At 39.3% G+C, this 24,894-nt stretch carries 24 protein-coding genes; all 24 read left to right on the top strand.

What is annotated here, in order from left to right; genetic code table 11:
• The first annotated feature begins 366 nt into the window (after positions 1 to 366).
• Positions 367 to 837 (top strand): ribosome maturation factor RimP, encoded by a 471-nt coding sequence (gene rimP, locus V7161_RS23405; protein WP_335715237.1) that lies wholly within the window; start codon positions 367 to 369, stop codon positions 835 to 837.
• Between the two features lie 35 nt (positions 838 to 872).
• On the top strand, positions 873 to 1,994 hold the full coding sequence (gene nusA / locus V7161_RS23400) for a transcription termination factor NusA (RefSeq protein ID WP_223588502.1): 1,122 nt from the start codon (positions 873 to 875) through the stop codon (positions 1,992 to 1,994).
• Positions 1,995 to 2,011: 17 nt separating this feature from the next.
• A complete protein-coding gene (gene rnpM / locus V7161_RS23395; protein WP_335715236.1) occupies positions 2,012 to 2,284 on the top strand; it encodes an RNase P modulator RnpM in 273 nt (90 codons plus the stop codon).
• Positions 2,285 to 2,292: 8 nt separating this feature from the next.
• Positions 2,293 to 2,595 carry a YlxQ family RNA-binding protein gene (locus V7161_RS23390; protein WP_335715249.1) on the top strand — a complete coding sequence of 101 codons (303 nt, stop codon included), beginning with the start codon at positions 2,293 to 2,295 and terminating at the stop codon, positions 2,593 to 2,595.
• A 22-nt stretch (positions 2,596 to 2,617) separates the two neighbouring features.
• Entirely contained in the window at positions 2,618 to 4,945 is a 2,328-nt protein-coding gene (gene infB, locus V7161_RS23385) for a translation initiation factor IF-2 (RefSeq protein ID WP_335715235.1), read from the top strand.
• Positions 4,942 to 5,223 (top strand): DUF503 domain-containing protein, encoded by a 282-nt coding sequence (locus V7161_RS23380; protein WP_335715234.1) that lies wholly within the window; start codon positions 4,942 to 4,944, stop codon positions 5,221 to 5,223. Before infB ends, V7161_RS23380 begins: the two co-directional genes overlap by 4 nt.
• Before the next feature lie 17 nt (positions 5,224 to 5,240).
• On the top strand, positions 5,241 to 5,612 hold the full coding sequence (gene rbfA, locus V7161_RS23375; RefSeq protein WP_289982268.1) for a 30S ribosome-binding factor RbfA: 372 nt from the start codon (positions 5,241 to 5,243) through the stop codon (positions 5,610 to 5,612).
• 208 nt (positions 5,613 to 5,820) lie between these two features.
• On the top strand, positions 5,821 to 6,741 hold the full coding sequence (gene truB, locus V7161_RS23370; RefSeq protein ID WP_335715233.1) for a tRNA pseudouridine(55) synthase TruB: 921 nt from the start codon (positions 5,821 to 5,823) through the stop codon (positions 6,739 to 6,741).
• A gap of 31 nt (positions 6,742 to 6,772) precedes the next feature.
• A complete protein-coding gene (ribF, locus tag V7161_RS23365; RefSeq protein WP_335715232.1) occupies positions 6,773 to 7,726 on the top strand; it encodes a bifunctional riboflavin kinase/FAD synthetase in 954 nt (317 codons plus the stop codon).
• Positions 7,727 to 7,896: 170 nt separating this feature from the next.
• Positions 7,897 to 8,166 (top strand): 30S ribosomal protein S15, encoded by a 270-nt coding sequence (gene rpsO, locus V7161_RS23360; RefSeq protein ID WP_308172179.1) that lies wholly within the window; start codon positions 7,897 to 7,899, stop codon positions 8,164 to 8,166.
• A gap of 242 nt (positions 8,167 to 8,408) precedes the next feature.
• A complete protein-coding gene (pnp, locus tag V7161_RS23355) occupies positions 8,409 to 10,526 on the top strand; it encodes a polyribonucleotide nucleotidyltransferase (RefSeq protein ID WP_335715231.1) in 2,118 nt (705 codons plus the stop codon).
• A gap of 172 nt (positions 10,527 to 10,698) precedes the next feature.
• Entirely contained in the window at positions 10,699 to 11,646 is a 948-nt protein-coding gene (locus V7161_RS23350) for a polysaccharide deacetylase family protein (protein ID WP_335715230.1), read from the top strand.
• A 98-nt stretch (positions 11,647 to 11,744) separates the two neighbouring features.
• The gene (locus V7161_RS23345) at positions 11,745 to 12,983 is read left to right on the top strand and encodes a M16 family metallopeptidase (protein ID WP_335715229.1); all 1,239 of its coding nucleotides are present in this window, start codon (positions 11,745 to 11,747) and stop codon (positions 12,981 to 12,983) included.
• Between the two features lie 96 nt (positions 12,984 to 13,079).
• The gene (locus tag V7161_RS23340; RefSeq protein WP_223588482.1) at positions 13,080 to 13,322 is read left to right on the top strand and encodes a YlmC/YmxH family sporulation protein; all 243 of its coding nucleotides are present in this window, start codon (positions 13,080 to 13,082) and stop codon (positions 13,320 to 13,322) included.
• A 160-nt stretch (positions 13,323 to 13,482) separates the two neighbouring features.
• Positions 13,483 to 14,385, top strand: a complete 903-nt coding sequence (gene dpaA / locus V7161_RS23335; protein WP_335715228.1) for a dipicolinic acid synthetase subunit A — start codon at positions 13,483 to 13,485, stop codon at positions 14,383 to 14,385.
• Entirely contained in the window at positions 14,382 to 14,981 is a 600-nt protein-coding gene (gene dpaB, locus V7161_RS23330) for a dipicolinate synthase subunit B (protein ID WP_335715227.1), read from the top strand. The genes dpaA and dpaB overlap by 4 nt, the downstream gene beginning before the upstream one ends.
• Before the next feature lie 187 nt (positions 14,982 to 15,168).
• A complete protein-coding gene (gene asd, locus V7161_RS23325; RefSeq protein WP_335715226.1) occupies positions 15,169 to 16,215 on the top strand; it encodes an aspartate-semialdehyde dehydrogenase in 1,047 nt (348 codons plus the stop codon).
• Between the two features lie 34 nt (positions 16,216 to 16,249).
• A complete protein-coding gene (gene dapG, locus V7161_RS23320) occupies positions 16,250 to 17,494 on the top strand; it encodes an aspartate kinase (RefSeq protein ID WP_335715225.1) in 1,245 nt (414 codons plus the stop codon).
• A 32-nt stretch (positions 17,495 to 17,526) separates the two neighbouring features.
• The gene (gene dapA / locus V7161_RS23315; RefSeq protein WP_335715224.1) at positions 17,527 to 18,399 is read left to right on the top strand and encodes a 4-hydroxy-tetrahydrodipicolinate synthase; all 873 of its coding nucleotides are present in this window, start codon (positions 17,527 to 17,529) and stop codon (positions 18,397 to 18,399) included.
• 131 nt (positions 18,400 to 18,530) lie between these two features.
• Complete coding sequence (locus tag V7161_RS23310) at positions 18,531 to 20,198, top strand: ribonuclease J (RefSeq protein WP_335715223.1); 1,668 nt, start codon at positions 18,531 to 18,533, stop codon at positions 20,196 to 20,198.
• A 120-nt stretch (positions 20,199 to 20,318) separates the two neighbouring features.
• On the top strand, positions 20,319 to 21,074 hold the full coding sequence (locus V7161_RS23305; RefSeq protein ID WP_335715222.1) for a ClpP family protease: 756 nt from the start codon (positions 20,319 to 20,321) through the stop codon (positions 21,072 to 21,074).
• Positions 21,071 to 21,307, top strand: coding sequence for a YlzJ-like family protein (locus V7161_RS23300; protein ID WP_335715221.1), 237 nt, complete (start codon positions 21,071 to 21,073; stop codon positions 21,305 to 21,307). The genes V7161_RS23305 and V7161_RS23300 overlap by 4 nt, the downstream gene beginning before the upstream one ends.
• Positions 21,308 to 21,413: 106 nt before the next feature.
• Positions 21,414 to 23,759, top strand: coding sequence for an FtsK/SpoIIIE family DNA translocase (locus V7161_RS23295; RefSeq protein WP_335715220.1), 2,346 nt, complete (start codon positions 21,414 to 21,416; stop codon positions 23,757 to 23,759).
• A 324-nt stretch (positions 23,760 to 24,083) separates the two neighbouring features.
• Complete coding sequence (locus V7161_RS23290) at positions 24,084 to 24,809, top strand: GntR family transcriptional regulator (RefSeq protein WP_223588467.1); 726 nt, start codon at positions 24,084 to 24,086, stop codon at positions 24,807 to 24,809.
• Positions 24,810 to 24,894: the final 85 nt, after the last annotated feature.

Here is a 24,894-nt window from a genome sequence, read left to right as displayed (position 1 = left end):
GTCTAGCTACAGCGCCTAGGGGCGAAAGTCTAAGCCAATCACTTCGGAAGGCAAAAAGCGCCTTCTGTCAGTGCTTGTCTTATGCTTGTCGCCCCTGAACACTAAGGAAAGCTTCTTAGAGGATAAGCTTCCCAGGAACAAGCGGAGCTTGTTCCGAAGTCGCTTCCGCTTTTGGTTTTGGTTTGCATATCAATCATGGTTATGTTATAGTTTTATTGGAAATACTAAGAAATACTCTCGTGTACAAGAGTGGGAATCCTCCCACTCTTTCGTCTTTGTTATAAAGGTTTTTTACAGAGTAACTTGATAAAACTTTCCGTGAACTACATAAAATATGGGTGAAATATTTGGAAAGGGAGGTATAGCATGAGCAAAGTAACGGAAGTGGTTGAAGAGCTTGCTGCACCAATTTTTCAAGAACTTGGTTTAGAATTAGTCGAAATCGAGTATGTCAAAGAAGGAAAAAGCTGGTTTCTTCGCGTATATATCGATAAAGAGTCTGGTGTAGATATAGAGGATTGCGGAGTGGTCAGTGAAAAGTTAGGTGAAAAACTTGATGAAGTAGACCCAATCCCACATAACTATTTTCTTGAAGTGTCGTCTCCAGGGGCGGAACGACCATTAAAAAAAGCGAAGGATTTCGAAAAAGCGATTGGCAAAAATGTCTTTATCAAAACTTATGAGCCAATTGATGGTGAAAAAAGCTTCGAAGGTCAGCTTTTAGAATTTGATGGTCAAACTATAAAAATCGAAGTGAAAATCAAAACAAGAAAGAAAACTATTGAAATTCCCTATGAAAAAGTGGCAAGTGCCAGACTGGCTGTTATTTTTTCGTAGCAATAAATTGAAGAGGATTAGGGGGATACAAACAGATGAGCAGCGAATTATTAGATGCTCTTACGATACTGGAAAGAGAAAAAGGTATTTCCAGAGATATATTAATTGAAGCTATTGAAGCCGCATTGATTTCGGCTTATCGCCGTAATTTCAATCAAGCGCAGAACGTAAGAATTGATCTAAACTTACAAACAGGCTCTATGCGAGTGTTTGCTAGAAAAGAAGTGGTTGACGAGGTATTCGACCCGCGACTGGAAATTTCAATCGAAGATGCAAGAAGGATTAATCCTAACTATCAGGTTGAAGATGTCGTAGAAATGGAAGTAACACCAAAGGATTTTGGCAGAATTGCCGCTCAGACGGCAAAGCAAGTGGTCACTCAGCGTGTAAGGGAAGCTGAACGCGGAATTATTTATTCAGAATTTATCGACCGTGAAGAAGACATTATGACGGGGATTGTTCAACGTCTTGATTCCAAATTTATTTATGTAAGCCTTGGAAAAATTGAAGCCTTGCTGCCGGTAAATGAACAAATGCCAAATGAAAGATATAAGCCGCATGATCGGATTAAAGTATTTATAACAAAGGTAGAAAAAACGACAAAAGGTCCACAAATTTTTGTATCTAGGACCCACCCAGGATTACTCAAACGCTTATTTGAAATTGAAGTTCCTGAAATTTATGACGGAACTGTTGAAATCAAATCGGTTGCCAGAGAAGCTGGGGATCGTTCAAAAATATCTGTCCATTCCGAAAACCATGAGGTCGATCCAGTAGGATCTTGTGTTGGTCCTAAGGGAACCAGGGTACAAGCGGTTGTAAATGAATTAAAAGGTGAAAAAATTGATATCGTAAAATGGTCTGATGATCCAGTGGTCTTTGTTGCCAATTCACTAAGCCCATCTAAAGTTTTAGATGTAATGGTAAATGAAAATGAGAAAGCAACCACTGTCGTAGTTCCTGACTATCAGCTATCACTGGCAATTGGGAAACGCGGACAAAATGCCCGTTTGGCAGCCAAGCTGACTGGCTGGAAAATTGATATCAAATCTGAAACCGAAGCACGAGAAATTGGGATTTATCCAAGAGAAGAAACAATAAGACTTTTTGACGATCAAGTTGATGATGATTTCAACTATGATGAAGAATTGGAATAAAGTAGAGGTGAATGATCGTGAACAATAAGAAAAAAGTTCCTATGCGCAAATGCGTGGCAACCGGTGAAATGAAACCGAAAAAAGAACTCGTTCGCATCGTTCGCTCTAAAGAAGGGGAAGTTTCCATCGACCTGACGGGAAAAAAATCCGGCAGGGGGGCATACCTTTCTAAGGACAAAGAAGCAATCTTACTAGCCAAGAAGAAAAATACCTTATCAAATCATTTAGAGGTTACAATAAATGATTCGATATATGATGAATTACTTGAGCTAATAGAGAAGGAGAATTGACTATCCAAATGAATCAAAATCAATGGATGTCATTGCTTGGCTTGGCCAATCGAGCGCGCAAAATCATATCGGGTGAGGAGCTTTCTGTGAAGGAGATACGGAGCGGTAAAGCTAAACTCATTTTATTATCCGCAGATGCATCTCAAAATACAACTAAAAAAATTACAGACAAATGTAATTCATATGAGGTTCCATATAAATTAGTGGAGAACCGTTTTCTCCTAGGTCAAGCGATTGGCAAAGAAGCCCGCGTTGTTGTAGCTATTATGGATGATGGATTTGCTAAGAAACTGGTAACGTTGCTCGATTAAATCTTGCGGGGGTGAAAAAAAAATGAGTAAACTACGCGTTTATGAATATGCAAAAAAACATAATATTTCAAGTAAAGAAATTATTACAAAACTAAAAGAAATGAATATTGAGGTTTCAAACCATATGGCAACTTTAGAGGATTCAGACATTAAAAAGCTGGACGCTACTTACAATAACAAAGAGAATGCACAGCAGCAAAAGCAGGGAAATAGCTCGCAGCAAAAGCAGAGCAATGGAACGGGATCGCAGGCAAACCGAACAAACGGACGCCCTGCACAACAGCAGCAAACTAATAAGCCTCAAGTCCAGGTAAAGTCGACACCTAAAGCATTTGAGGATGATGATGATAAAACTGTTGTACCTAGTAAGGTGAAAGTAGCGACAGCGCCAAAGAATAAAGAAGGCAAAAAGCATGACCAGGAATATCAGTCAAAAGAAAATAAAGCCTTTAATTCTGGAAAAGCTAAGAATAAGCCTTTTAATAACAACAATAATCAAAATCGTAATAATAACAATAATAATAATAATAATAAAAAGAGAAATCATACTCATGTACAGCAAACACAACAACCGCAAAAGAAAAAGGAAAAAGAGCTTCCTGCTAAAATTACCTTTAGTGAATCACTTACGGTTGCAGAGCTTGCTAAGAAATTATATCGTGAGCCATCAGAAATTATTAAAAAGCTCTTTTTACTTGGCGTCATGGCGACTATCAATCAAGTTTTAGATAAAGATGCAATTGAATTGATTGCAGGTGAGTATGGCGTTGAGGTTGAAGAAGAAATTAAAGTTGATACAACTGACCTTGAAGTATACTTTACAGAAGACTCAGCTGAATTACTTGTTGAAAGACCTTCAGTTGTAACGATTATGGGTCACGTTGACCATGGGAAAACAACTCTGCTTGATTCCATCAGAAACACAAAAGTGACAGAAGGCGAAGCAGGCGGTATTACTCAACATATTGGTGCGTACCAAGTTGTGGAGAATGGTAAGAAAATTACCTTCCTTGATACACCGGGACACGCTGCTTTCACAACAATGCGTGCACGCGGTGCAAAAATTACCGATATTACCATTTTAGTTGTAGCTGCCGATGATGGTGTTATGCCACAGACAGTGGAAGCAATCAACCATGCCAAAGCAGCTGAAGTGCCAATTATCGTAGCGGTAAATAAAATGGACAAAGAAGCTGCAAATGCAGACCGAGTTATGCAGGAATTAACCGAACATGGATTAGTTGCTGAAGCATGGGGCGGTGAGACCATTTTCGTTCCCCTATCTGCAAAAACAGGAGAAGGTATTGACAATCTCCTTGAAATGATTCTTCTAGTAGGTGAAGTGGAAGAATATAAAGCAAATCCAGATCGTAAAGCAGTCGGAACTGTTATCGAGGCACAATTGGATAAAGGCCGTGGGTCAGTAGCCACTTTGTTAGTCCAAAATGGTACTCTAAAAGTTGGTGACCCAATTGTTGTAGGTAATACGTTCGGTCGTGTTCGTGCAATGGTCAATGATCTTGGCAGACGTGTGAAGGAAGCTGGCCCATCAACTCCTGTTGAAATTACCGGACTTAATGACGTTCCACAAGCTGGCGACCGATTTGTTGTTTTTGAAGACGAAAAAACAGCTCGTCAAGTTGGGGAAGCACGTGCTCAAACAGCATTAGCAGCTCAACGCGGCGAAAAATCAATTGTTAGCCTGGAAACTCTTTTTGATCAATTAAAGCAAGGGGAAATGAAGGATCTAAACATCATCTTAAAAGCTGATGTTCAAGGATCAGCAGAGGCTGTTGCAGCATCCTTGCAAAAAATTGATGTTGAGGGTGTTAACATTAAGATTATTCATAGTGGCGCTGGTGCCATTAATGAATCTGATATTAGTCTTGCCGCTGCTTCAAATGCGATTGTAATTGGTTTTAACGTTCGTCCTGATGCAAACGCCAAGCGTGCAGCAGAAGCAGAAAAGGTTGATGTAAGACTTCACCGGATCATTTATAAAGTAATCGAAGAAATGGAATCCGCCATGAAAGGAATGCTTGACCCAGAATTCCAAGAGAAAATTATTGGGCAGGCAGAAATTCGTCAGACCTTCAAGGTTTCCAAAGTGGGTACAATTGCTGGTTCATATGTAACCGATGGGAAAATTACCCGAGACAGCGGTATTCGTTTAATTCGTAATGGTGTAGTTATCTTTGAAGGACAAATCGATGCCCTAAAACGATTTAAGGATGATGCCAAAGAAGTGGCACAAGGCTACGAATGTGGTATTACCATTAAAAACTTCAATGATGTTAAAGAAGGAGATATTATTGAAGCTTTCGTTATGGAAGAAATTGAGCGTAAATGATAATTGGCTCGGCCGTTTGTGAATGTATCATATATGATGCTCATTCTTTAAAAGAGAAACGAGCCGTTTTACAGCGAATAATATCCCGCTTAAAACAAAAATATAATATATCCGTATCAGAGGTGGACTACCAAGATGTATGGCAGCGGACAAAAATTGCTATCGTTGCGGTCACCTCTAATAGGGTATCGACTGAACAGGAATTGCAGTCCGCATTAAAACTAATCGACTCTTTTCCTGAAATAGAAAGAACGATCACCGATATAGATTGGCTTTAAGTTAAGAGGTGAATTTCATGAGCCACAGAGCAAATCGTGTGGGAGAACAAATGAAAAAAGAACTAAGTGACATCATCGGCCGTAAAATCAAGGATCCACGGATTGGCTTTGTTACCGTTACAGACGTTCAAGTAACAGGAGATCTCCAACAAGCAAAAGTTTTTATTTCAGTATTAGGTGATGACGAGCAAAGAGAGAATACGTTAAAAGGCCTGGCAAAAGCAAAAGGGTTTATCCGGACTGAAATTGGCCATCGTATTCGTTTGCGTAAAACACCTGAAATCATTTTTGAATTTGATGAATCAATCGATTATGGAAATCGGATTGAAACGCTTCTTCACCAATTACACGACAGCGATAAACCAATGGAAAAACATGAAGAAGAATAACTGGATAGACATTTGTCTATCCTTTTTCAATTGGGCTGTGTTAAAGATAAATATTGGTTGAAACTATGTTGATTGGAGCGGAAGGCGCAAGACTCCTGCGGGAGTACGGAGCAGGGGAGACCCCGCAGGCGCGAAGCGCCTGGAGCGCAAATCAACAACTATGTTTACACAGCCTTCATTTTATTAATTTTAGATCGGAGAGAATTAATTGGAAGGAATCTTAGCATTATTTAAACCAGCAGGATTAACCTCTCATGACTGTGTTTTTAAATTACGGAAGATATTAAAAACAAAAAAGGTAGGACATACGGGAACACTTGATCCAGATGTGACAGGGGTTCTTCCTATTTGTATCGGAAAGGCAACCAAAGTTGCCGAGTATATTACGGATGCCGGTAAGGCTTATGAAGGTGAAGTAACTATTGGTTTTTCGACAACAACTGAAGATGCATCTGGAGATATAGTTGAACAGAAGCAATTAGATAGGACCATTAACCGCGAAGAAATTATGAAGGTTCTTGAGTCGCTGACTGGCGAAATTGAACAGACTCCGCCAATGTATTCTGCTGTAAAGGTAGGGGGAGTCCGTCTTTATGAATATGCACGGAAAGGCATAGAAGTGGAAAGGCCGACCAGGAAGGTAAATATTTATTCCATTGACCTCCTGGATGATCGGAATGAATTTTCTGGAGAGACGATCCAGTTCCGCTTTAGAGTCAGCTGCAGCAAAGGGACATATATTCGCACGTTAGCAGTAATGATTGGTGAAGCCCTAGGATACCCAGCGCATATGTCTAAGCTTACTAGAATCCAATCGGCCTCTTTTGAATTAAAGGATTGTTTTACCTTTGATGAAATTGAACAGTTTATGGTAGCTGGAAAAATCGAAGAGATTTTGAAGCCTTTAGAATCCGCACTTTCTCATTTGCCGAAATTACTGATTAATGATACAGTAGCAGAGAAAGTGAAAAATGGTGCACTATTAAAAATACCAGAACATTTAAAAACAAGTAACGGACCTATTATCGCTGAAACTACAGAGGGACTGGCTCTTGCAATTTATTCCAAACATCCAAATAAGCCAGAGCTGCTAAAACCAGTTAAAGTCTTAAGAAATGAGATAGTGTAAAGGTTACGGTATAAGAAAAGGTGAGTTTCATTTGGAAGTAAAGAAGCTTAGTTTTCCATTCAATTTAAAAAAACACGATTATCCGCCTCTTGCGATGGCCTTGGGGTATTTTGATGGTGTACACCGCGGTCATCAGCAGGTCATATTAGAGGCAAAAAAACAGGCTGAAGATAAAGGTTTTCAAAGTGCGGTCATGACCTTTGACCCCCACCCTTCCGTTGTGTTAGGGAAAGGTGAACAGCATGTACAATACATTACTCCGTTATCAGAAAAAATTAAAATTATTGAGGGGTTAGGGATTGATTACCTATTTATCGTCCATTTTACGGCTGAATTTGCCAATCTTCTACCTCAAGAATTTATTGATCAATTTGTGATTGGTCTAAATGTGAAACATGTTGTAGCTGGATTTGATTTTTCTTATGGCCGGATGGGAAAAGGGACAATGGAAACCTTGCCCTTTCATTCTAGAGAGGAATTTTCCTATACCATCGTTCCCAAGTTTTCAGAAGGGAATGAAAAGGTAAGCTCAACAAGAATCCGTAAGATGTTAAAGGAAGGGAATATGGAGGATCTGCCAAATTTACTTGGAAGGTTTTATACAACTTCTGGAATAGTGATTCATGGAGACAAAAGGGGAAGAACCATTGGGTTTCCTACTGCTAATATAGGAGTTAATGAAGAATATATCATCCCTCCGCTTGGTGTCTACGCAGTAAGAATGAAGGTTAAGCATCTTTGGTTTAACGGTGTGTGTAATGTGGGATATAAGCCTACTTTTAATAAAGAATCTTTAAGAGTTTCCGTTGAGGTTCATTTGTTTGACTTTAATCAAGAGATCTACGGAGAAGAAGTGGTTATCGAGTGGCATCCATACCTTCGAAAGGAACAAAAATTTTCCGGAATTGAGGAGCTTGTTACCCAAATTGAAAGAGACAAGCTAACGGCATTAGCCTACTTTGAAAGAAATCGACATTCTTTTTAAGTTTGGTCGTTCTTAGAAGTTTTTCCTACATTATATTAAGGTTTTAGCTTGCTTTTTGACGGAAAAGGTTGTATTCTTAAATACGTATTAAAAATAACCTTTGCTTGGCAAGGCGAATCACCAACGCTTGCTCGGTAAATGGGGATTTGTAAATTTAGGAGGTGAACTGGATGGCAATCACTCAAGAACGTAAAAATGAACTAATCAATGAGTATAAAACTCATGAGAACGACACTGGATCTGCAGAAGTTCAAATCGCTGTCCTTACAGAATCAATCAACAATTTGAACGACCACTTACGTACTCACAAGAAAGATCACCACTCACGTCGCGGTCTTTTGAAAATGGTTGGTAAACGTCGTAATCTTTTGACTTACCTACGTAACAAAGACGTACAACGTTACCGTGTGTTAATCAATAAGCTTGGCCTACGTCGTTAGTCTACAGAAGCGGGATTTTTCCCGCTTTTTTATTAGGTTTTTTTAAAGAATAAATAATAAAGAATTTTTTATACATATTTTAAGACTGGACTTATTTGTGCATACTATTATATGTGATTGACTTGATAACATAAGCTTTTTTAGGCTTTTTTTATAATTAAAAGATTTAGTAAGATGATTACAGTGAAAGTAATTCTTTCGCATCATCCTCCTAAGTGATTTAGATAGAGAGGGGTAAAAATATGGAACAAACGAAACACGAGTACTCCATTGAATGGGCTGGCCGAAAGTTATCTGTCGAAATTGGACAATTAGCAAAACAGGCAAATGGTGCAGTCCTTGTTCGTTATGGGGATACAGCAGTCCTAAGTACTGCAACAGCATCAAAAGAACCTAAAAATTTAGACTTTTTTCCATTAACAGTTAACTACGAAGAGCGGTTATATGCAGTTGGTAAAATCCCAGGGGGCTTTATTAAACGTGAAGGCCGTCCAAGTGAAAAGGCGATTTTAGCAAGCCGATTAATTGACCGTCCGATACGCCCGCTTTTTGCTGATGGATTCCGCAATGATGTTCAAGTGATTAGCATTGTGATGAGTGTCGATCAAGATTGTTCGACAGAAATGGCTGCAATGTTTGGTTCATCTTTGGCACTTAGCACTTCAGATATTCCATTTGAAGGTCCAATTGCCGGTGTTGTAGTTGGCCGTGTTGACAATGAATTTGTCATCAATCCAACTGTCGAGCAGGCAGAAAAAAGCGATATTCACTTAACGGTAGCCGGCACGAAGGATGCGATTAACATGGTTGAAGCTGGTGCGCTTGAAGTGCCGGAAGAAACCATGCTGGAAGCAATTATGTTTGGTCATGAAGAGATTAAACGCTTGATTGAATTCCAAGAAAAAATTGTCGCTGAAATTGGCAAGCCAAAAAGAGAAATATCGCTCTATGAAATTGATAAAGAACTTGAAGCAGAAGTTAGAGAACTTTGTGAAGCCGATATGGTAAATGCCATTCAAGTTCAAGAAAAGCATGCCCGTGAAGATGCAATAAAAGAAGTAAAAAATCAAGTTATTGCAAAATATGAGGAACAAGAAGCAACAGATGAAGATTTGAAACAAGTGAAACAAATTTTGGACAAGATGGTTAAGGGTGAAGTTCGCCGCTTGATTACTGTTGAAAAGGTCCGTCCAGACGGCCGTAAAATAGATGAAATTCGTCCGTTATCTTCTCAAGTAGGCATCTTGCCGCGTACTCACGGTTCAGGTTTGTTTACTCGAGGTCAAACCCAAGCCTTGAGCATTTGTACGCTTGGCGCAATGGGTGATGTCCAAATCCTTGATGGATTAGGAATAGAGGAAGAAAAACGTTTCATGCATCATTATAATTTCCCATCCTTTAGTGTGGGGGAAACTGGCCCAATCCGCGGACCAGGCCGCCGTGAAATTGGTCACGGTGCACTTGGAGAACGAGCACTTGAACCAATCGTACCTTCAGAAAAGGATTTTCCTTATACAATCCGTCTTGTATCTGAGGTTCTTGAATCAAACGGTTCAACTTCCCAAGCAAGTATTTGTGCCAGCACATTAGCAATGATGGATGCCGGGGTGCCAATTAAAGCACCTGTAGCAGGAATTGCGATGGGTCTCGTGAAATCCGGGGAACATTATACCGTTTTATCCGATATTCAAGGTATGGAAGATCATCTTGGAGATATGGATTTTAAGGTAGCTGGAACTGCAAAAGGCGTAACAGCATTGCAAATGGATATAAAAATTGAAGGTCTTTCCCGTGAAATTTTAGAAGAGGCTCTGCAGCAAGCGAAGGTTGGAAGAATGCATATTTTAAACTCCATGCTTGCTACATTAGCGGAACCAAGAGCGGAACTTTCACAATTTGCTCCAAAAATCTTAACGATGGCCATCAACCCTGATAAGATTCGTGATGTTATTGGACCAAGCGGAAAGCAAATTAACAAAATTATTGAAGAAACTGGTGTTAAGATCGACATTGAACAGGATGGTACAGTCTTCATCGCCTCCGCTAACCAAGAAATGAACCAAAAAGCGAAGAAAATCATTGAGGATATTGTTCGCGAAGTGGAAGTAGGACAGATGTACCTAGGAAAAGTGAAGCGGATTGAAAAATTTGGTGCATTCGTCGAAATTTTTGCCGGAAAAGATGGTTTGGTCCATATTTCTGAACTTGCCGAAGAGCGTGTGGGCAAGGTCGAGGACGTTGTAAAAATCGGCGACGAACTGTTAGTAAAAGTAACAGAAATAGATAAGCAAGGCAGGGTTAACCTATCACGGAAGGCCGTTTTAAAGGAACAGAAGGAAAAAGCGGAAGAATCAAAATAATACATTTATCAAATAGGAAAGTCAGGGGGGCGCTCCTGACTTTTCGTTTGTATGTCTAGCTTCATCGCCTAGGAAAAAATGAACTATTTTTTTCCCTGATCAAGGCGCTTTCGCTTTTCGTTCTACCTTGTCCCCTTTGTACATATTCTTTATGGAAGGGGGAAGAGCGCTGATGAGAAAGTCATTTATTTTGATGATTATTATTTTAATTGCATGGATATCAGTAAACAATCCATTTGTAAACAGATATGTTGCCAAGTTGACGGAAACATCACTTCCGGCAGCAAAACAGACCGATTCTCTTTATCAAACAATTGAGAAAAAGGCGCCTACATATGAAATTTCACCTTCCGATGCCAAAATAGATCCAGTCTGGAAGGCCATTCCTGGATATAATGGGCTGAAGGTAGATATTGCAGCCTCATATAAAAATATGAAACCAAAAGGCATTTTTGATAAGAATAAACTGGTTTTTACACAAATTAAACCAAAGGTTCACCTTAATGATTTGCCGCCTTCCCCAATTTATAAAGGCAACCCAGATAAACCGATGGTTTCCTTTATCATCAATGTTGCCTGGGGCAATGAATATTTATCACAAATGCTCGCAACGCTGAAAGAACATCATATTTCCACCAGTTTTTTTCTGGAAGGTAATTGGGTCAAAAACAATCCAGAGCTTGCAAAAATGATAGTCAGTGCTGGTCATGAGGTAGGCAATCATTCCTATTCCCACCCTGATATGAAAAGACTGACTGCCGCTCAGGCAAGGCAGCAATTAATCAGGACAAATGAAGTGATTGAAGCAGCTACCGGTGAAAAAGTTGAATGGTTTGCTCCTCCAAGCGGAAGTTACAGGGATGAAACAATAAAGGTAGCCAATGAATTACACATGAAAACAGTCATGTGGACTGTTGATACTATTGATTGGCAAAAGCCTTCCCCTGAAGTATTAATTAATCGGGTCATAACAAAAATTGATAATGGTTCTATGGTTCTCATGCATCCAACTGAATCCACCGCAAAATCGCTGGATCGATTAATCACGCTAATTGAACAAAAAAATTTTAAGATTGGTACGGTTTCGGAGTTAATGAGTGAAAATAGAATCATAAAATAAATAAAGTAAGAGTTCCAAAAGTTTGGAGAAAATAGACATTAAAAGTATAATTAACAATTGGATAGTAACATCTGCTGTTTAGAGACAGGAGGAAGTCGATGATAAATAAATACACTTGCCAAAATGGAGTAAGAATTGTATTAGAAAATATTCCTACCGTACGATCTGTTGCAATTGGAATTTGGATTGGAACTGGTTCTAGGAATGAAGATCCTGCGAAAAATGGTATTTCTCATTTCCTGGAGCACATGTTCTTTAAAGGAACATCTACACGTACTGCTAAGGAAATTGCTGAGTCCTTTGACAGCATTGGAGGCCAGGTAAATGCCTTTACTTCAAAGGAGTACACATGCTATTATGCAAAGGTTCTTGATACCCATTCCAAATTTGCTTTAGATGTATTAGCAGATATGTTTTTTAATTCCACTTTTGTGGAAGAGGAATTAAAGAAAGAGAAAAATGTTGTCTTGGAAGAAATCAAAATGTATGAAGATACACCAGACGATATTGTTCATGATTTATTAAGCAGGGCTATATATGAAGATCATCCGCTTGGATATCCCATTTTAGGTACGGAAGAAACATTAAATACCTTTAGTGGTGAGACACTTAAAGAATATATTAAAGAAAGATACACTCCTGAAAACGTTGTTATTTCAATTGCAGGTAATGTATCAGAAGCATTTATTCAAGAAGTTGAGAACTATTTCGGCTCGTATCAAGGAGGGGCCAAGGAAACCCCAGAGAATATTCCCGCTTTTCATTCCAATCGTATTTCGCGAAAAAAGGAAACAGAGCAAGCTCATTTATGTATTGGATTTGAAGGCTTAAAGGTGGGGCATGAAGACATTTACAGTCTTATTACCCTGAACAATATATTAGGCGGCAGCATGAGTTCAAGATTGTTCCAAGAAGTTCGTGAACAACGAGGCTTAGCTTACTCCGTTTTTTCGTATCACTCAGCCTATCAGGATAGCGGCGTTGTAACGGTATATGGTGGAACTGGAGCGAAACAACTGGATGTGTTATTTGAGACGATCCAAGAAACCCTGGATAAATTGAAACAAAACGGCATTACCGAAAAAGAATTAATTAATAGTAAAGAACAGCTAAAAGGAAGCTTGATGCTAAGCTTAGAAAGCACCAATAGCAGAATGAGCCGCAATGGTAAAAATGAACTGCTGTTAAAACGCCATCGTTCATTGGATGAAATTATCGAACAAATTGATCTAGTTTCAAAAAACAGTGTCGATGAAATGGCCAGACAAGTATTTAATGATAAGTATTCTGTGACCTTAATTAGTCCAGATGGAGAATTCCCAAATAAACTTGCTTAAAAAACAGTTCCTGTACGAACTGTTTTTTTCTTTATTCTAAATACAGAACTCCATCTATAAACTATTAGTAAAGGGAGAAGAGGGGAGTTCTTTTAAATGAGGTTAAGTGAATTAAGCGGAAAAGAAATTGTCGATGTAAAAAAGGCAGAGCGCCTCGGTGTTCTTGGTCAAACCGATTTAGAAATTAATGTAAGTACAGGACAAATCCAAGCACTTCTCATTCCTTCAGTAAAATGGTTTGGATTTCGCAAACAAGGTGAAGAAATAAGAGTCCCCTGGGACCATATTAAAAAAATAGGATCCGATATGATCATTATTGATGTTCCAGAAAATGAATAGATATTCTTAAAGCCCAAGCAAAAAAAACCTTGCTTGGGCTTTTTTTATTTTACTATGGGTGGAAAACTCACCGATTTTAAGCGACTTACATAAGATGTTGAAGTGATAAGAAGAAAAGGAATCCTAAAGGGATTTTTTTAAAAAGAAGGTGAATGTTTTCATGCTGACAGGGATGCAGATAGCCGTGATTGGTGGAGATGCCAGACAGCTGGAAATCATCCGTAAGTTAACTGAATTAGATGCGAGAATATCGCTAATTGGTTTCGAGCAGCTAGACCATGCCTTTACGGGTGCGGTTAAGGAAAAATTGGATGAAGTTGATTTTTCAAATATAGACGCAATCATCTTACCGGTGCCCGGGACAAATTTAGAAGGACAGGTGGAAACGATCTTTTCAAATGAAAAGGTTGTTCTCACAGAAGAAATGCTCGGAAAAACACCTGAACACTGTACGATTTATTCAGGAATTAGCAACGGCTATTTGAATGGAATTACGAAACAAAGCAAACGCCCTCTCGTGCAATTATTCGAACGGGATGACGTGGCTATCTATAATTCAATTCCGACCGTAGAAGGAACCATTATGATGGCCATTCAGCATACGGACTTTACCATTCACGGGTCCCATATTACCGTTTTAGGACTCGGAAGATGTGGTATGAGTGTGGCAAGAACCTTTGCAGCACTAGGAGCTAAGGTGAAGGTTGGAGCAAGAAAAAGCGAACATTTGGCACGTATCACAGAAATGGGTTTAACTCCATTCCATTTAAATGATCTTGTCAATCAAGTGAAGGATACCGATATTCTGATAAACACAGCACCACATTTAATCGTAACAGCTTTAGTAATATCACAATTGCCTTCACACACGCTCATTATTGATCTTGCCTCAAAACCAGGTGGAACTGACTTCCGGTATGCCGAAAAAAGAGGCATCAAAGCCTTGCTTGCACCAGGGCTTCCTGGTATTGTCGCACCAAAAACAGCAGGTCAAATACTGGCAAATGTCCTTGCCCAACTTCTAGAAGAAGATTTACACAGGCGAAAGGGGAAAGTGAAATGAGTTTAAAAGGTAAAAGAATTGGCTTTGGTTTAACCGGCTCCCATTGTACTTACGATGCTGTCTTTCCAGAAATCGAAAAGCTGGTGCTCGCGGGCGCAGAGGTACTGCCAGTTGTGACTTTTACTGTAAAAAATACAGAGACCCGATTTGGAAAAGGTGAAGATTGGGTGGAGCGAATTGAAGATTTAACGGGTCACAAGGTTATTGATTCAATCGTTAAGGCTGAACCTTTAGGACCAAAAATACCATTAGATTGCATGGTTATTGCTCCATTGACTGGTGTATCCATGAGTAAATTTGCCAACGCCATGAATGACAGCCCCGTATTAATGGCTGCGAAAGCAACATTAAGGAACCTAAAGCCTGTGGTTCTCGGAATTTCTACAAATGATGCTCTTGGCTTAAATGGAGTAAACTTAATGAGATTAATGGCCACGAAAAATATCTTTTTTATACCATATGGTCAAGATGATCCTATTAAGAAGCCTAATTCCATGGTGGCGCGAATGACGATGCTATCAGAAACAGTGGAAGCAGCTATCGAAGGTAGACAAATTCAACCGGTGCTAGTGGAACGCTATAAAGATGATGACTAAATAACTGACCTCTTTCGGCAAAAAAGGTTATTTCTTTCTGGGAATATGATAAAATAAATTAATCTCTCTGGCAGTGGGTTTAAAGATTAACCCACTGCTCGAGTTTAACTATACTATATTACGACAAGCTGGCTAAAGAACTAACTGAAGGAAATAACCCGCCAGTCGATATGAAAGGGGAACTAGCATGAATCAAAATGGATATCACGTTGCGGTGGTAGGGGCAACAGGAGCGGTTGGACAACAAATGATCCAAACTTTATTAAAAGAAAATTTCCCTATTAGAAAATTATCCTTACTATCCTCTGCACGCTCTGCAGGAAAAATAGTAGAGATCAATGGTCAAGAAATAGCAATTCAGGAAGCAAAGCCTGAAAGCTTTGAAGGTGTAGATATTGCTCTTTTCAGTGCGGGCGGCAGTGTTTCCAAGGAACTTGCTCCCGAAGCTGTAAAACGAGGCGCCATCGTCGTGGACAACACTAGTGCGTTTCGGATGGATACAGATATTCCGCTGGTTGTGCCAGAAGTAAACGAAGCTGATTTACATCAACATAATGGAATTATTGCGAATCCAAATTGCTCTACGATTCAAATGGTAGTCGCATTAGAACCTGTTCGTCAAAAATACGGATTGAAAAAAGTTATTGTGTCAACCTATCAAGCTGTTTCTGGAGCAGGTGCGGCAGCAATTCAAGAATTGATGGATCAAACAAAGGCTATTTTAAATGAAGAGTCATATGATCCAGCTATTTTACCTGTAAAATCAGATAAAAATCATTATCAAATTGCTTTTAACGCGATTCCGCAAATTGATAAATTCCAAGATAATGGCTATACCTATGAAGAAATGAAAATGATTAATGAAACGAAGAAAATTATGCACCTTCCTGAGCTACAGGTATCTGCTACTTGTGTACGTCTGCCAGTTGCAGTAGGGCATTCTGAATCCGTTTATTTTGAAGTTGAAGCAGAGGGTGTAAGTGCGAACGACATTAAAGCACTTTTAAAGGACGCACCAGGGGTAATCTTGCAGGATGATCCTGAAAATCAAATTTATCCAATGCCAGCTGATTGTGTTGGGAAAAATGATGTATTTGTAGGACGGATTAGAAAGGATATCGATGAAGACCGCGGTTTCCATATGTGGGTAGTTTCTGACAATCTTCTAAAGGGAGCTGCCTGGAATTCAGTCCAGATTGCCGAAAGCTTAGTAAAATTAGGTCTAGTAAAATAAAGTTACCTCAAAAAAGGTAGGGTTTGGTGTTACCATGAAGATTATTGTACAAAAATTTGGCGGGACATCTGTTAAGGATGAGAAAAGCCGAAAACATGCTCAAAGACATATTGAAAAAGCTTTAGCGGATGGCTATAAAGTGGTAGTAGTGGTTTCAGCGATGGGGAGAAAGGGAGATCCCTATGCGACTGACACACTCTTATCATTAATTGGCGGGAACTTAAGCAAAATCTCAAAACGGGAACATGATTTATTATTGTCCTGCGGAGAGGTAATTTCGAGTATTGTGTTTACGAATATGCTATTGGAAAGCGGTATAAATGCTGCAGCCTTAACAGGGGCTCAAGCAGGGTTCAAAACTAATAATGACCACACCAATGCAAAAATAAACGAAATGAAATGCGACCGTCTCTTAAGAGAATTAGAAAATAACGATGTTGTTGTGGTTGCCGGCTTCCAGGGTGCCGCTAAAAATGGGGATGTAACAACCATTGGCAGAGGCGGAAGTGATACTTCAGCAGCGGCTCTTGGTGCTGCCCTAAATGCTGAATGGATTGATATATTTACTGATGTAGAAGGGATCATGACAGCTGACCCCCGCATCGCTGAAAATGCACGCCCACTTTCTGTTGTCACCTATACAGAGGTTTGTAATATGGCCTATCAGGGTGCAAAGGTCATCCATCCAAGAGCAGTTGAAATTGCTATGCAGGCAAAAGTGCCAATTCGGATTCGCTCAACCTATACTGATACATTGGGTACGTTGGTGACAACGTTAAATAAAGATAATCGCGGCAGTGACATAAGTGAACGGACTGTTACGGGGATTGCCCACGTCTCAAATGTCACCCAGATAAAGGTGTTTGCAAAGAAAGATCAATATTACTTGCAGGCAGAAGTCTTTAAAGCAATGGCCAATGAAAAAATTAGTGTTGATTTTATCAATATCTCGCCAAATGGTGTTGTCTATACGGTTACAGATGAAATGTCGGATCTGGCCATAAAGGTATTAAAGGAAATGGGTCATGACCCGCAAGTGGAGCGTCATTGCGCGAAGGTATCCGTAGTTGGAGCAGGAATTGCAGGTGTTCCAGGGGTAACTTCCAAAATCGTAACGGCATTATCCGATCAGGGAATTCGAATTTTACAATCCGCAGACAGCCATACTACAATTTGGGTTTTAGTCAAACAAGATGACTTAGTTAAATCAGTAAATGCATTACATGATGCCTTTCAATTAGAAGAAGAGTCCCTTGAATTTAAACTTTCGGATTTATAATTTCTTACTAGGGGTTTGAAAGGAGAAAAAAAATGGTTCATTTTGGGCGATTGTCCACGGCAATGGTTACTCCTTTTGATAATAAAGGGCATATAGATTTTGCCAAAACTACACAATTAGTTAATTATTTAATTGAAAATGGTACAGAATCACTTGTAATAGCTGGTACTACTGGTGAATCACCTACTCTGTCAAAAGAGGAAAAATTGGCCCTGTTTGCTCATGTGGTGAAGGTGGTTAATAAACGTGTTCCGGTAATTGCCGGTACAGGTAGCAATAATACCTATGCTTCAGTGGAATTAACTAAAAAAGCAGAGCAGCTTGGTGTTGATGGTATTATGGTGGTTGCTCCGTATTATAATAAACCCAATCAAGAAGGCTTATATCAGCATTTCAAAACTGTTGCTGAGGCAACTTCCCTGCCGGTAATGGTCTATAATATTCCGGCAAGGTCGGTTGTTAATATTCTTCCAGAGACAATTATACGCCTTGCAAAAATATCTAATATTGTTGCAGTGAAGGAAGCAAGCGGCGATTTAAATGCCATTACACACATTATTGCTAACACGGATGATGATTTTCTCTTATATAGCGGTGATGATGCCATAACACTTCCTGTACTTGCTATTGGAGGTACGGGTGTAGTCTCGGTTGCATCACATGTAATCGGAAATGAAATGCAAGAAATGATTACAGCGTTCTTTGAAGGCGAAAATAAAAAAGCTGCCAAACTTCATCAGGAACTACTGCCAATCATGAAGGGGCTGTTTGCCGCTCCTAGTCCTGCTCCCGTTAAAACAGCGTTGCAGCTAAAAGGATTGGACGTCGGATCTGTACGACTGCCGCTAGTGGGATTAACAGAACAAGAACGAGCAACATTAATTTCAATTTTACAGAATAAATAACTTTTTTTAAGCCAGCCGAAAGATGAGTTCGGTTGGCTTTTCTTTTTTATGTTGTAAAGGTTTTCTAATTTCAAGTATAATAATCATAACTGATTTCGATCGGGTCAATTCAGCATAGGAGGAAACGGAACGTGATAAAGAAAAAAAATAACTCCATCAAGTTTATAACACTTGGTGGTATTGGAGAAATCGGAAAGAATATGTATCTCGTTGAAGTAGACACGGACATATTCATAATTGATGCCGGCTTAATGTTCCCCGAGGAAGAAATGCTTGGCATTGATATGGTAATTCCTGATATTACATATTTAAAGGAAAATAAAGATCGGGTAAAAGCAATCTTTTTAACACATGGACATGAAGACCACATCGGCGCACTTTCCTATGTGCTAAGACAAATCGACGTACCGGTTTATGGCACAAAACTAACTTTAGCTCTTGCAAATGCGAAATTGAAAGAGCAGGACTTTAATGGAAAAGCAAATTTCATTGAGGTGGATTCAAATACAATCGTAGATTTAGATTCAGTTAATGTAAGCTTTTTCAGTACTAATCACAGTATCCCTGATTCGGTTGGTGTTTGTATCCATACATCAGAAGGTATTATCGTTTATACAGGTGATTTTAAATTTGACCAAGCTGCCACTAAGCTGTACAAGCCTGAGATTGGGAAAATGGCTTCTATCGGGGAACAGGGTGTACTTTGCTTAATGTCTGATAGCACCGAAGCAGAAAAACCTGGTTATACTACATCTGAAGCCATTGTGGAGCGGGAAATGTCCAATGCCTTTTATAATGCTCCAGGAAGAATTATTGCAGCCTGCTTTGCCTCGGATATTAATCGAATGCAGCATATTTTTGATGCTGCTGCAGAAAACAAGCGTAAAGTTGCGGTGGTTGGCAAAAGTCTTGAACGAATTTACCATATCGCCCTCGATTTAGGGTATATAGAGGTTGAAGAGGATTTAATCATTCCAATCCAAGAAATAAAGGATTACCCTGATCGTGAGATTGTTGTTCTGATGACAGGAAGTCAGGGAGAACCAATCGAAGCCTTGCAAAAAATGGCCAAACAAGCTCATAAGCTAGTGAACATAGAACCTGGTGATACGGTTCTTATCGCGGCATCCCCGCTTCGCGGAAGTGAAGTGTTTTTATTTAAAACGGTGGATATGCTGTTCAGAGCGGGAGCAAATGTCATCTCCGGCAAACGGACAATACATGTCTCGAGTCACGGCAGTCAAGAAGAATTGAAGTTTATGATTAACCTTATGCAGCCAAAATTCTTTATTCCTGTTCATGGGGAATATCGAATGTTAAAGGCTCACCGAAAATTGGCGCTCGATTGTGGCCTTAAAGATGAACAAATTTTGATCCCGGATCGTGGAGATATAGTTGAACTGAAGGAAGAAAAACTAGCGATCACTGGGAAGGTTCCTTCTGGGAATGTCCTGATCGACGGAATCGGTGTTGGCGATGTAGGAAACATTGTACTGCGCGACCGAAAACTATTATCACAAGATGGCATTCTAATCGTCGTTGTAACCTTAACAAAACAAGAAAAGAAAATAGCAGCAGGACCTGAAATCATTTCAAGAGGTTTTGTTTATGTCCGTGAATCGGAAAAATTGATGGAGGAATCTACAAAATTAGTCCGTGATATCGTCGAAAGAAATATTGCAAAGGACACCTTTGAATGGGCGAGCCTAAAGCAGGAAATAAGAGATGACTTAAATCGTTCTTTATTTGAAAAAACCAAAAGACGCCCAATGATTCTGCCAATCATAATGGAAGTATAATAAATGCAAAGTCGAAAAGGTACTGGGAAACCAGTGCCTTTTTCGATGTGTAATTTCAATGGCATGATTTTGTATAGGTGGTAAATACTAAATGATATCATGCTTGAAGGGAGTATTAGGATGAATAATAACTTTCAAAAAAATGAAAATGGCAATGGGGAAGGTACAGAGCCTCAAAAAGAGGAAAAAACTACTTCTCCTTTAATAGAGAAAATACAACAGCTTGGTCAGACAAATGTTCCCCAACTCTCAACAGATTCAAGAATTCATTGTTTGACCATTATCGGGCAAATTGAGGGGCATTTAGCCCTTCCACCGCAAAACAAGACTACGAAATACGAGCATCTGATACCGCAACTCGTAGCAATTGAACAAAATCCAAAAATTGAAGGGGTTCTTATCATATTAAATACTGTTGGAGGAGATGTGGAGGCAGGACTGGCTATTTCTGAAATGCTGGCAACTCTTTCAAAACCTACAGTTTCAATAGTTTTAGGTGGAGGGCATTCAATAGGGGTGCCAATTGCCGTTTCCTGTGATTATTCATTTATTGCTGAAACCGCGACAATGACCATCCATCCAATCAGGCTGACAGGATTAGTCATAGGTGTCCCGCAAACGTTTGAGTATTTGGATAAAATGCAGGAACGCGTTGTTAACTTTGTGACAAAGCATTCAAAAATTAAAGAGGAAACTTTTAAAGATTTAATGTTTGCAAAGGGGAACCTAACTAGAGACATCGGAACAAATGTTATTGGCGTCGACGCTGTAAAAAGTGGATTAATTGATGAAGTGGGCGGACTTGGACAGGCAATGAAGAAATTAAATGCAATGATTGATATGAATAAAGAAAAAATCGAAGGGTTGATTCAATGATCTTATACACGATGATGCCGCAGGAACTTATTTTTCCCTATGAAACAGAACCGTTCCAGAAGCAGCAGATGATCACTTATCAAGGAATCCCGCTATTAGTAGAATTTACAGATCAACAAAATGTCCAGGTTGTTCGCATTTTAAGCAGTGATCCTCAGCACTATTTAGATGAGAGAATATGCCCTGGTTCAAAAATTTCTTTTGCCAGCCTTGAAGGATTGTCCGCTTTCTAAAGAAGTTATGGTATAATCAGGTTAAATAGACAAGAGCAGCCAATCAGGCTGCTTTCTTCCTTTTTACCGTTCTAAATATTCCATAATTTATATACAAGGTGATCAGATGGCTAAAAAAAAGAGAAGACAACCTAAAAGAAGAGATAATCAAATTAAACGGACACTTCAATATGAATTATCAGCATTAGCCCTATTAGCGTTAGCGATCATTTCGATTGCAAAGCTGGGAGCAGTAGGAAAAGCGACCGTTCTCTTTTTCCGATTCTGGATGGGTGAATGGTATATGCTTGGTTTAATCGGCTTAGTTTTATTAAGCATATATTTAATGTGGAAACGTCAGCTTCCTTTTTTCTTCCATATTAAATTAGTGGGGAGCTATTTTATTATTTCTGCTCTCTTGCTCTTAAGCCATGTAACCCTTTTTCATTTGTTAACGAATGATGGGAAATTTAATGATCCAAGTGTCATTAGTAACACATGGGAATTATTTAAGATGGACTTAAAAGGTGAAACGAGCACAACCGATCTGGGAGGCGGAATTTTAGGAGCTATTTTATTTGCATTATTTCATTACTTATTCGCAGAAACCGGTACAAAAATTATCGCTTTTATCTTTATATTAATCGGATTTATTTTATTGACCGGTAAATCCTTTGGCGATTTTGTCGGAAAAATTATGGTTACTTTGTTTGGTTTTACGAAAAATCAATGGGAAGCTTTTACAACGGATATGTCTGAGTGGAAGCAAAAACAACAAGAGCGCCGGAACGAGAGGAGGACACAACGTCAGCAGCAACAAGAAAATCCTCAAACCGAAAGTCAGCCTCTTATAAGTGCACAGCCTCAGGCTGTAGAAGAAGAAATGATTATTCCGGAACCAATTATATCCAGTTTTGCTGATCGAGCATATGTCGAAGAGGAAACGATTCAAAGAAATCCCAAAGAGTCTAAAAGAAAAACAACAGCATCAAAAGTAGACGATGATGACAATTCTCCGCCAATAACCTTCACAGAAGTCGAAAATATAGCCTATGAACTGCCTCCTTTACGACTTCTTAAACATCCGAAGAAGACTGATCAAAGCGGAGAATATGAACTCATTCATGCAAATGCTGCCAAGCTTGAACGAACTTTTCAAAGCTTTGGAGTTAAAGCCCGTGTAACCCAAGTACATTTAGGTCCTGCTGTAACGAAATATGAAGTTCATCCAGATGTAGGGGTTAAAGTAAGTAAAATTGTCAGCCTGAGTGATGACTTAGCATTAGCACTTGCTGCAAAGGACATCCGAATTGAAGCCCCAATTCCAGGTAAATCAGCCATAGGAATTGAAGTGCCAAATTCAGAAGTAGCGATGGTATCCCTCAGGGAGGTACTTGAGGCAACACAAAATGATAAGCCAGAAGCGAAATTGCTGATTGGCTTGGGCAGAGATATTACAGGAGAAGCGGTCCTTGCTGAATTAAACAAAATGCCCCACATGCTTGTTGCCGGAGCAACTGGAAGTGGAAAAAGTGTTTGTATAAATGGCATTATCACCAGTATATTGATGCGTGCCAAGCCACATGAAGTCAAATTAATGATGATTGACCCAAAAATGGTTGAATTAAATGTTTATAATGGAATCCCTCATTTACTTGCTCCTGTTGTGACAGATGCTAAAAAGGCGTCTCAGGCATTAAAAAAGGTAGTAAGTGAAATGGAAAGAAGATATGAATTATTCTCTTATACGGGAACTCGAAACATTGAAGGATATAATGACCATGTTAAAAGGCATAACCTTGAAGAGAATGATAAACAACCACTATTACCGTATATTGTTGTCATCGTAGATGAGTTGGCCGATTTAATGATGGTAGCATCGAACGATGTAGAGGATTCAATTACCCGGCTGGCTCAGATGGCACGTGCGGCAGGTATTCATTTAATCATTGCTACACAAAGGCCTTCGGTGGATGTCATTACAGGGGTAATCAAAGCAAATATTCCATCGAGAATTGCTTTTGCGGTTTCGAGCAGCACAGATTCAAGAACGATCTTAGATATGGGAGGGGCTGAAAAGCTTCTCGGCAGAGGGGATATGCTGTTTTTGCCAGTGGGTGCTTCTAAGCCTGTTCGTGTACAGGGGGCATTCCTATCTGATCAAGAGGTTGAAGAAACCGTTGAATTTGTCATTTCACAGCAAAAGGCACAATACCAAGAAGAGATGATTCCAGATGATATTCCTGAGGTAACAGGTGCCGTAGAGGATGAATTATACGATGAAGCAGTTGAATTAATTATTGATATGCAAACAGCATCTGTATCAATGCTTCAGCGTCGTTTTCGCATAGGCTATACTCGAGCTGCCCGTCTAATAGATGAGATGGAAGCAAGGGGCGTAGTAGGCCCTTATGAAGGAAGTAAACCAAGAGCTGTTTTGCAGTCAAAACCTAAAGAGGAACAGAGTTCTTAAAAAAGGGCCCCAGGGCTCTTTTTTTTATAGTAGTTTGAGAAATATTTGATACTATAGTAGTAGATGCGTTTTTCTTTGGTATATGTAAAATCTCCTATACTTCACCTAAAAATTTCCTATTATCCAAAATCAAGATATTTATTATATCAGATTTCTTCCCGTGTTTTTAGGTGAATTTGTGACAATTTTAAACTTCATGCCTTTTTTCGACAAAATTTTGAATATCTATTTATTTATCACTTAAAAAATGTTAATATAAATTTCGATTAGTAGGAATGATATCAGAGGTCTGATGTCTTAGGAAAAGAGCTGGAGGAAACAGCAATGTCTATTAAGTCAGATAACCGACATTTATACTTGCAAGTGATTGATCGTTTAAAGCAGGATATTGAACGAGGGGAATATAAAGAAAAAGAAAAATTACCCTCTGAATTTGATCTTGCAAAACAACTTGGTGTAAGCAGGGCGACCCTCAGGGAAGCACTACGCATCCTTGAAGAGGAAAACGTTATTATCAGGCGCCATGGGGTTGGCACCTTTGTTAATGCAAAGCCATTGTTTACCTCAGGGATTGAACAGCTTAATAGTGTCACTGACATGATTAAACAGGCTGGTATGAAACCTGGAACGATTTTCTTAAGTTCATCAACTCAGGGTCCAACCGAAGAGGATATTCGTCGGTTCTCATGTTCTGCTGATGAGGAAATGGTCGTGATAGAAAGGGTCAGGACGGCAAATGGGGAACCTGTCGTTTATTGTATCGACAAAGTACCTGAACGTATTTTGCCAGATACCTTTTCCCATGGTGAAGAATCTCTCTTCAACATATTGGATGGAGAAGCAAACCGCAGGATTACCTATGCGGTTGCCAAAATCGAGCCAATAGGATATCATGAACGAATTTCTCCTATTCTAGAATGTGATCCGGAAACAGCATTGTTGGTATTAAAACAAATGCATTTCGATGAAATGGATGAACCTATCCTATTTTCGGTAAACTATTTTAAAGCTGATAAGTTTAGTTTTCATGTATTAAGAAAAAGAACTTAAATTTTTTTACAGGTTCATGAAAACGCAAACAGTCTTGCTTTTCGGACATTTCTACTAAAAACCAATCAAAAATTTCTTAGGGGGT

It is taken from the genome of Neobacillus drentensis, from assembly GCF_036965425.1.
Lineage (GTDB): Bacteria > Bacillota > Bacilli > Bacillales > Cytobacillaceae > Neobacillus > Neobacillus drentensis_F.
This window is presented reverse-complemented; position numbering and strand designations above follow the sequence as displayed.

What these genes read in the sequence shown, in the direction of transcription:
- rimP (WP_335715237.1), top strand. Translation starts at nt 367, where the DNA reads ATGAGCAAAGTAACGGAAGTGGTTGAAGAGCTTGCTGCACCAATTTTT.
- nusA (WP_223588502.1), top strand. Translation starts at nt 873, where the DNA reads ATGAGCAGCGAATTATTAGATGCTCTTACGATACTGGAAAGAGAAAAA.
- V7161_RS23390 (WP_335715249.1), top strand. Translation starts at nt 2,293, where the DNA reads ATGAATCAAAATCAATGGATGTCATTGCTTGGCTTGGCCAATCGAGCG.
- infB (WP_335715235.1), top strand. Translation starts at nt 2,618, where the DNA reads ATGAGTAAACTACGCGTTTATGAATATGCAAAAAAACATAATATTTCA.
- V7161_RS23380 (WP_335715234.1), top strand. Translation starts at nt 4,942, where the DNA reads ATGATAATTGGCTCGGCCGTTTGTGAATGTATCATATATGATGCTCAT.
- rbfA (WP_289982268.1), top strand. Translation starts at nt 5,241, where the DNA reads ATGAGCCACAGAGCAAATCGTGTGGGAGAACAAATGAAAAAAGAACTA.
- rpsO (WP_308172179.1), top strand. Translation starts at nt 7,897, where the DNA reads ATGGCAATCACTCAAGAACGTAAAAATGAACTAATCAATGAGTATAAA.
- pnp (WP_335715231.1), top strand. Translation starts at nt 8,409, where the DNA reads ATGGAACAAACGAAACACGAGTACTCCATTGAATGGGCTGGCCGAAAG.
- V7161_RS23350 (WP_335715230.1), top strand. Translation starts at nt 10,699, where the DNA reads ATGAGAAAGTCATTTATTTTGATGATTATTATTTTAATTGCATGGATA.
- V7161_RS23345 (WP_335715229.1), top strand. Translation starts at nt 11,745, where the DNA reads ATGATAAATAAATACACTTGCCAAAATGGAGTAAGAATTGTATTAGAA.
- V7161_RS23340 (WP_223588482.1), top strand. Translation starts at nt 13,080, where the DNA reads ATGAGGTTAAGTGAATTAAGCGGAAAAGAAATTGTCGATGTAAAAAAG.
- dpaA (WP_335715228.1), top strand. Translation starts at nt 13,483, where the DNA reads ATGCTGACAGGGATGCAGATAGCCGTGATTGGTGGAGATGCCAGACAG.
- dpaB (WP_335715227.1), top strand. Translation starts at nt 14,382, where the DNA reads ATGAGTTTAAAAGGTAAAAGAATTGGCTTTGGTTTAACCGGCTCCCAT.
- asd (WP_335715226.1), top strand. Translation starts at nt 15,169, where the DNA reads ATGAATCAAAATGGATATCACGTTGCGGTGGTAGGGGCAACAGGAGCG.
- dapG (WP_335715225.1), top strand. Translation starts at nt 16,250, where the DNA reads ATGAAGATTATTGTACAAAAATTTGGCGGGACATCTGTTAAGGATGAG.
- dapA (WP_335715224.1), top strand. Translation starts at nt 17,527, where the DNA reads ATGGTTCATTTTGGGCGATTGTCCACGGCAATGGTTACTCCTTTTGAT.
- V7161_RS23305 (WP_335715222.1), top strand. Translation starts at nt 20,319, where the DNA reads ATGAATAATAACTTTCAAAAAAATGAAAATGGCAATGGGGAAGGTACA.
- V7161_RS23300 (WP_335715221.1), top strand. Translation starts at nt 21,071, where the DNA reads ATGATCTTATACACGATGATGCCGCAGGAACTTATTTTTCCCTATGAA.
- V7161_RS23295 (WP_335715220.1), top strand. Translation starts at nt 21,414, where the DNA reads ATGGCTAAAAAAAAGAGAAGACAACCTAAAAGAAGAGATAATCAAATT.
- V7161_RS23290 (WP_223588467.1), top strand. Translation starts at nt 24,084, where the DNA reads ATGTCTATTAAGTCAGATAACCGACATTTATACTTGCAAGTGATTGAT.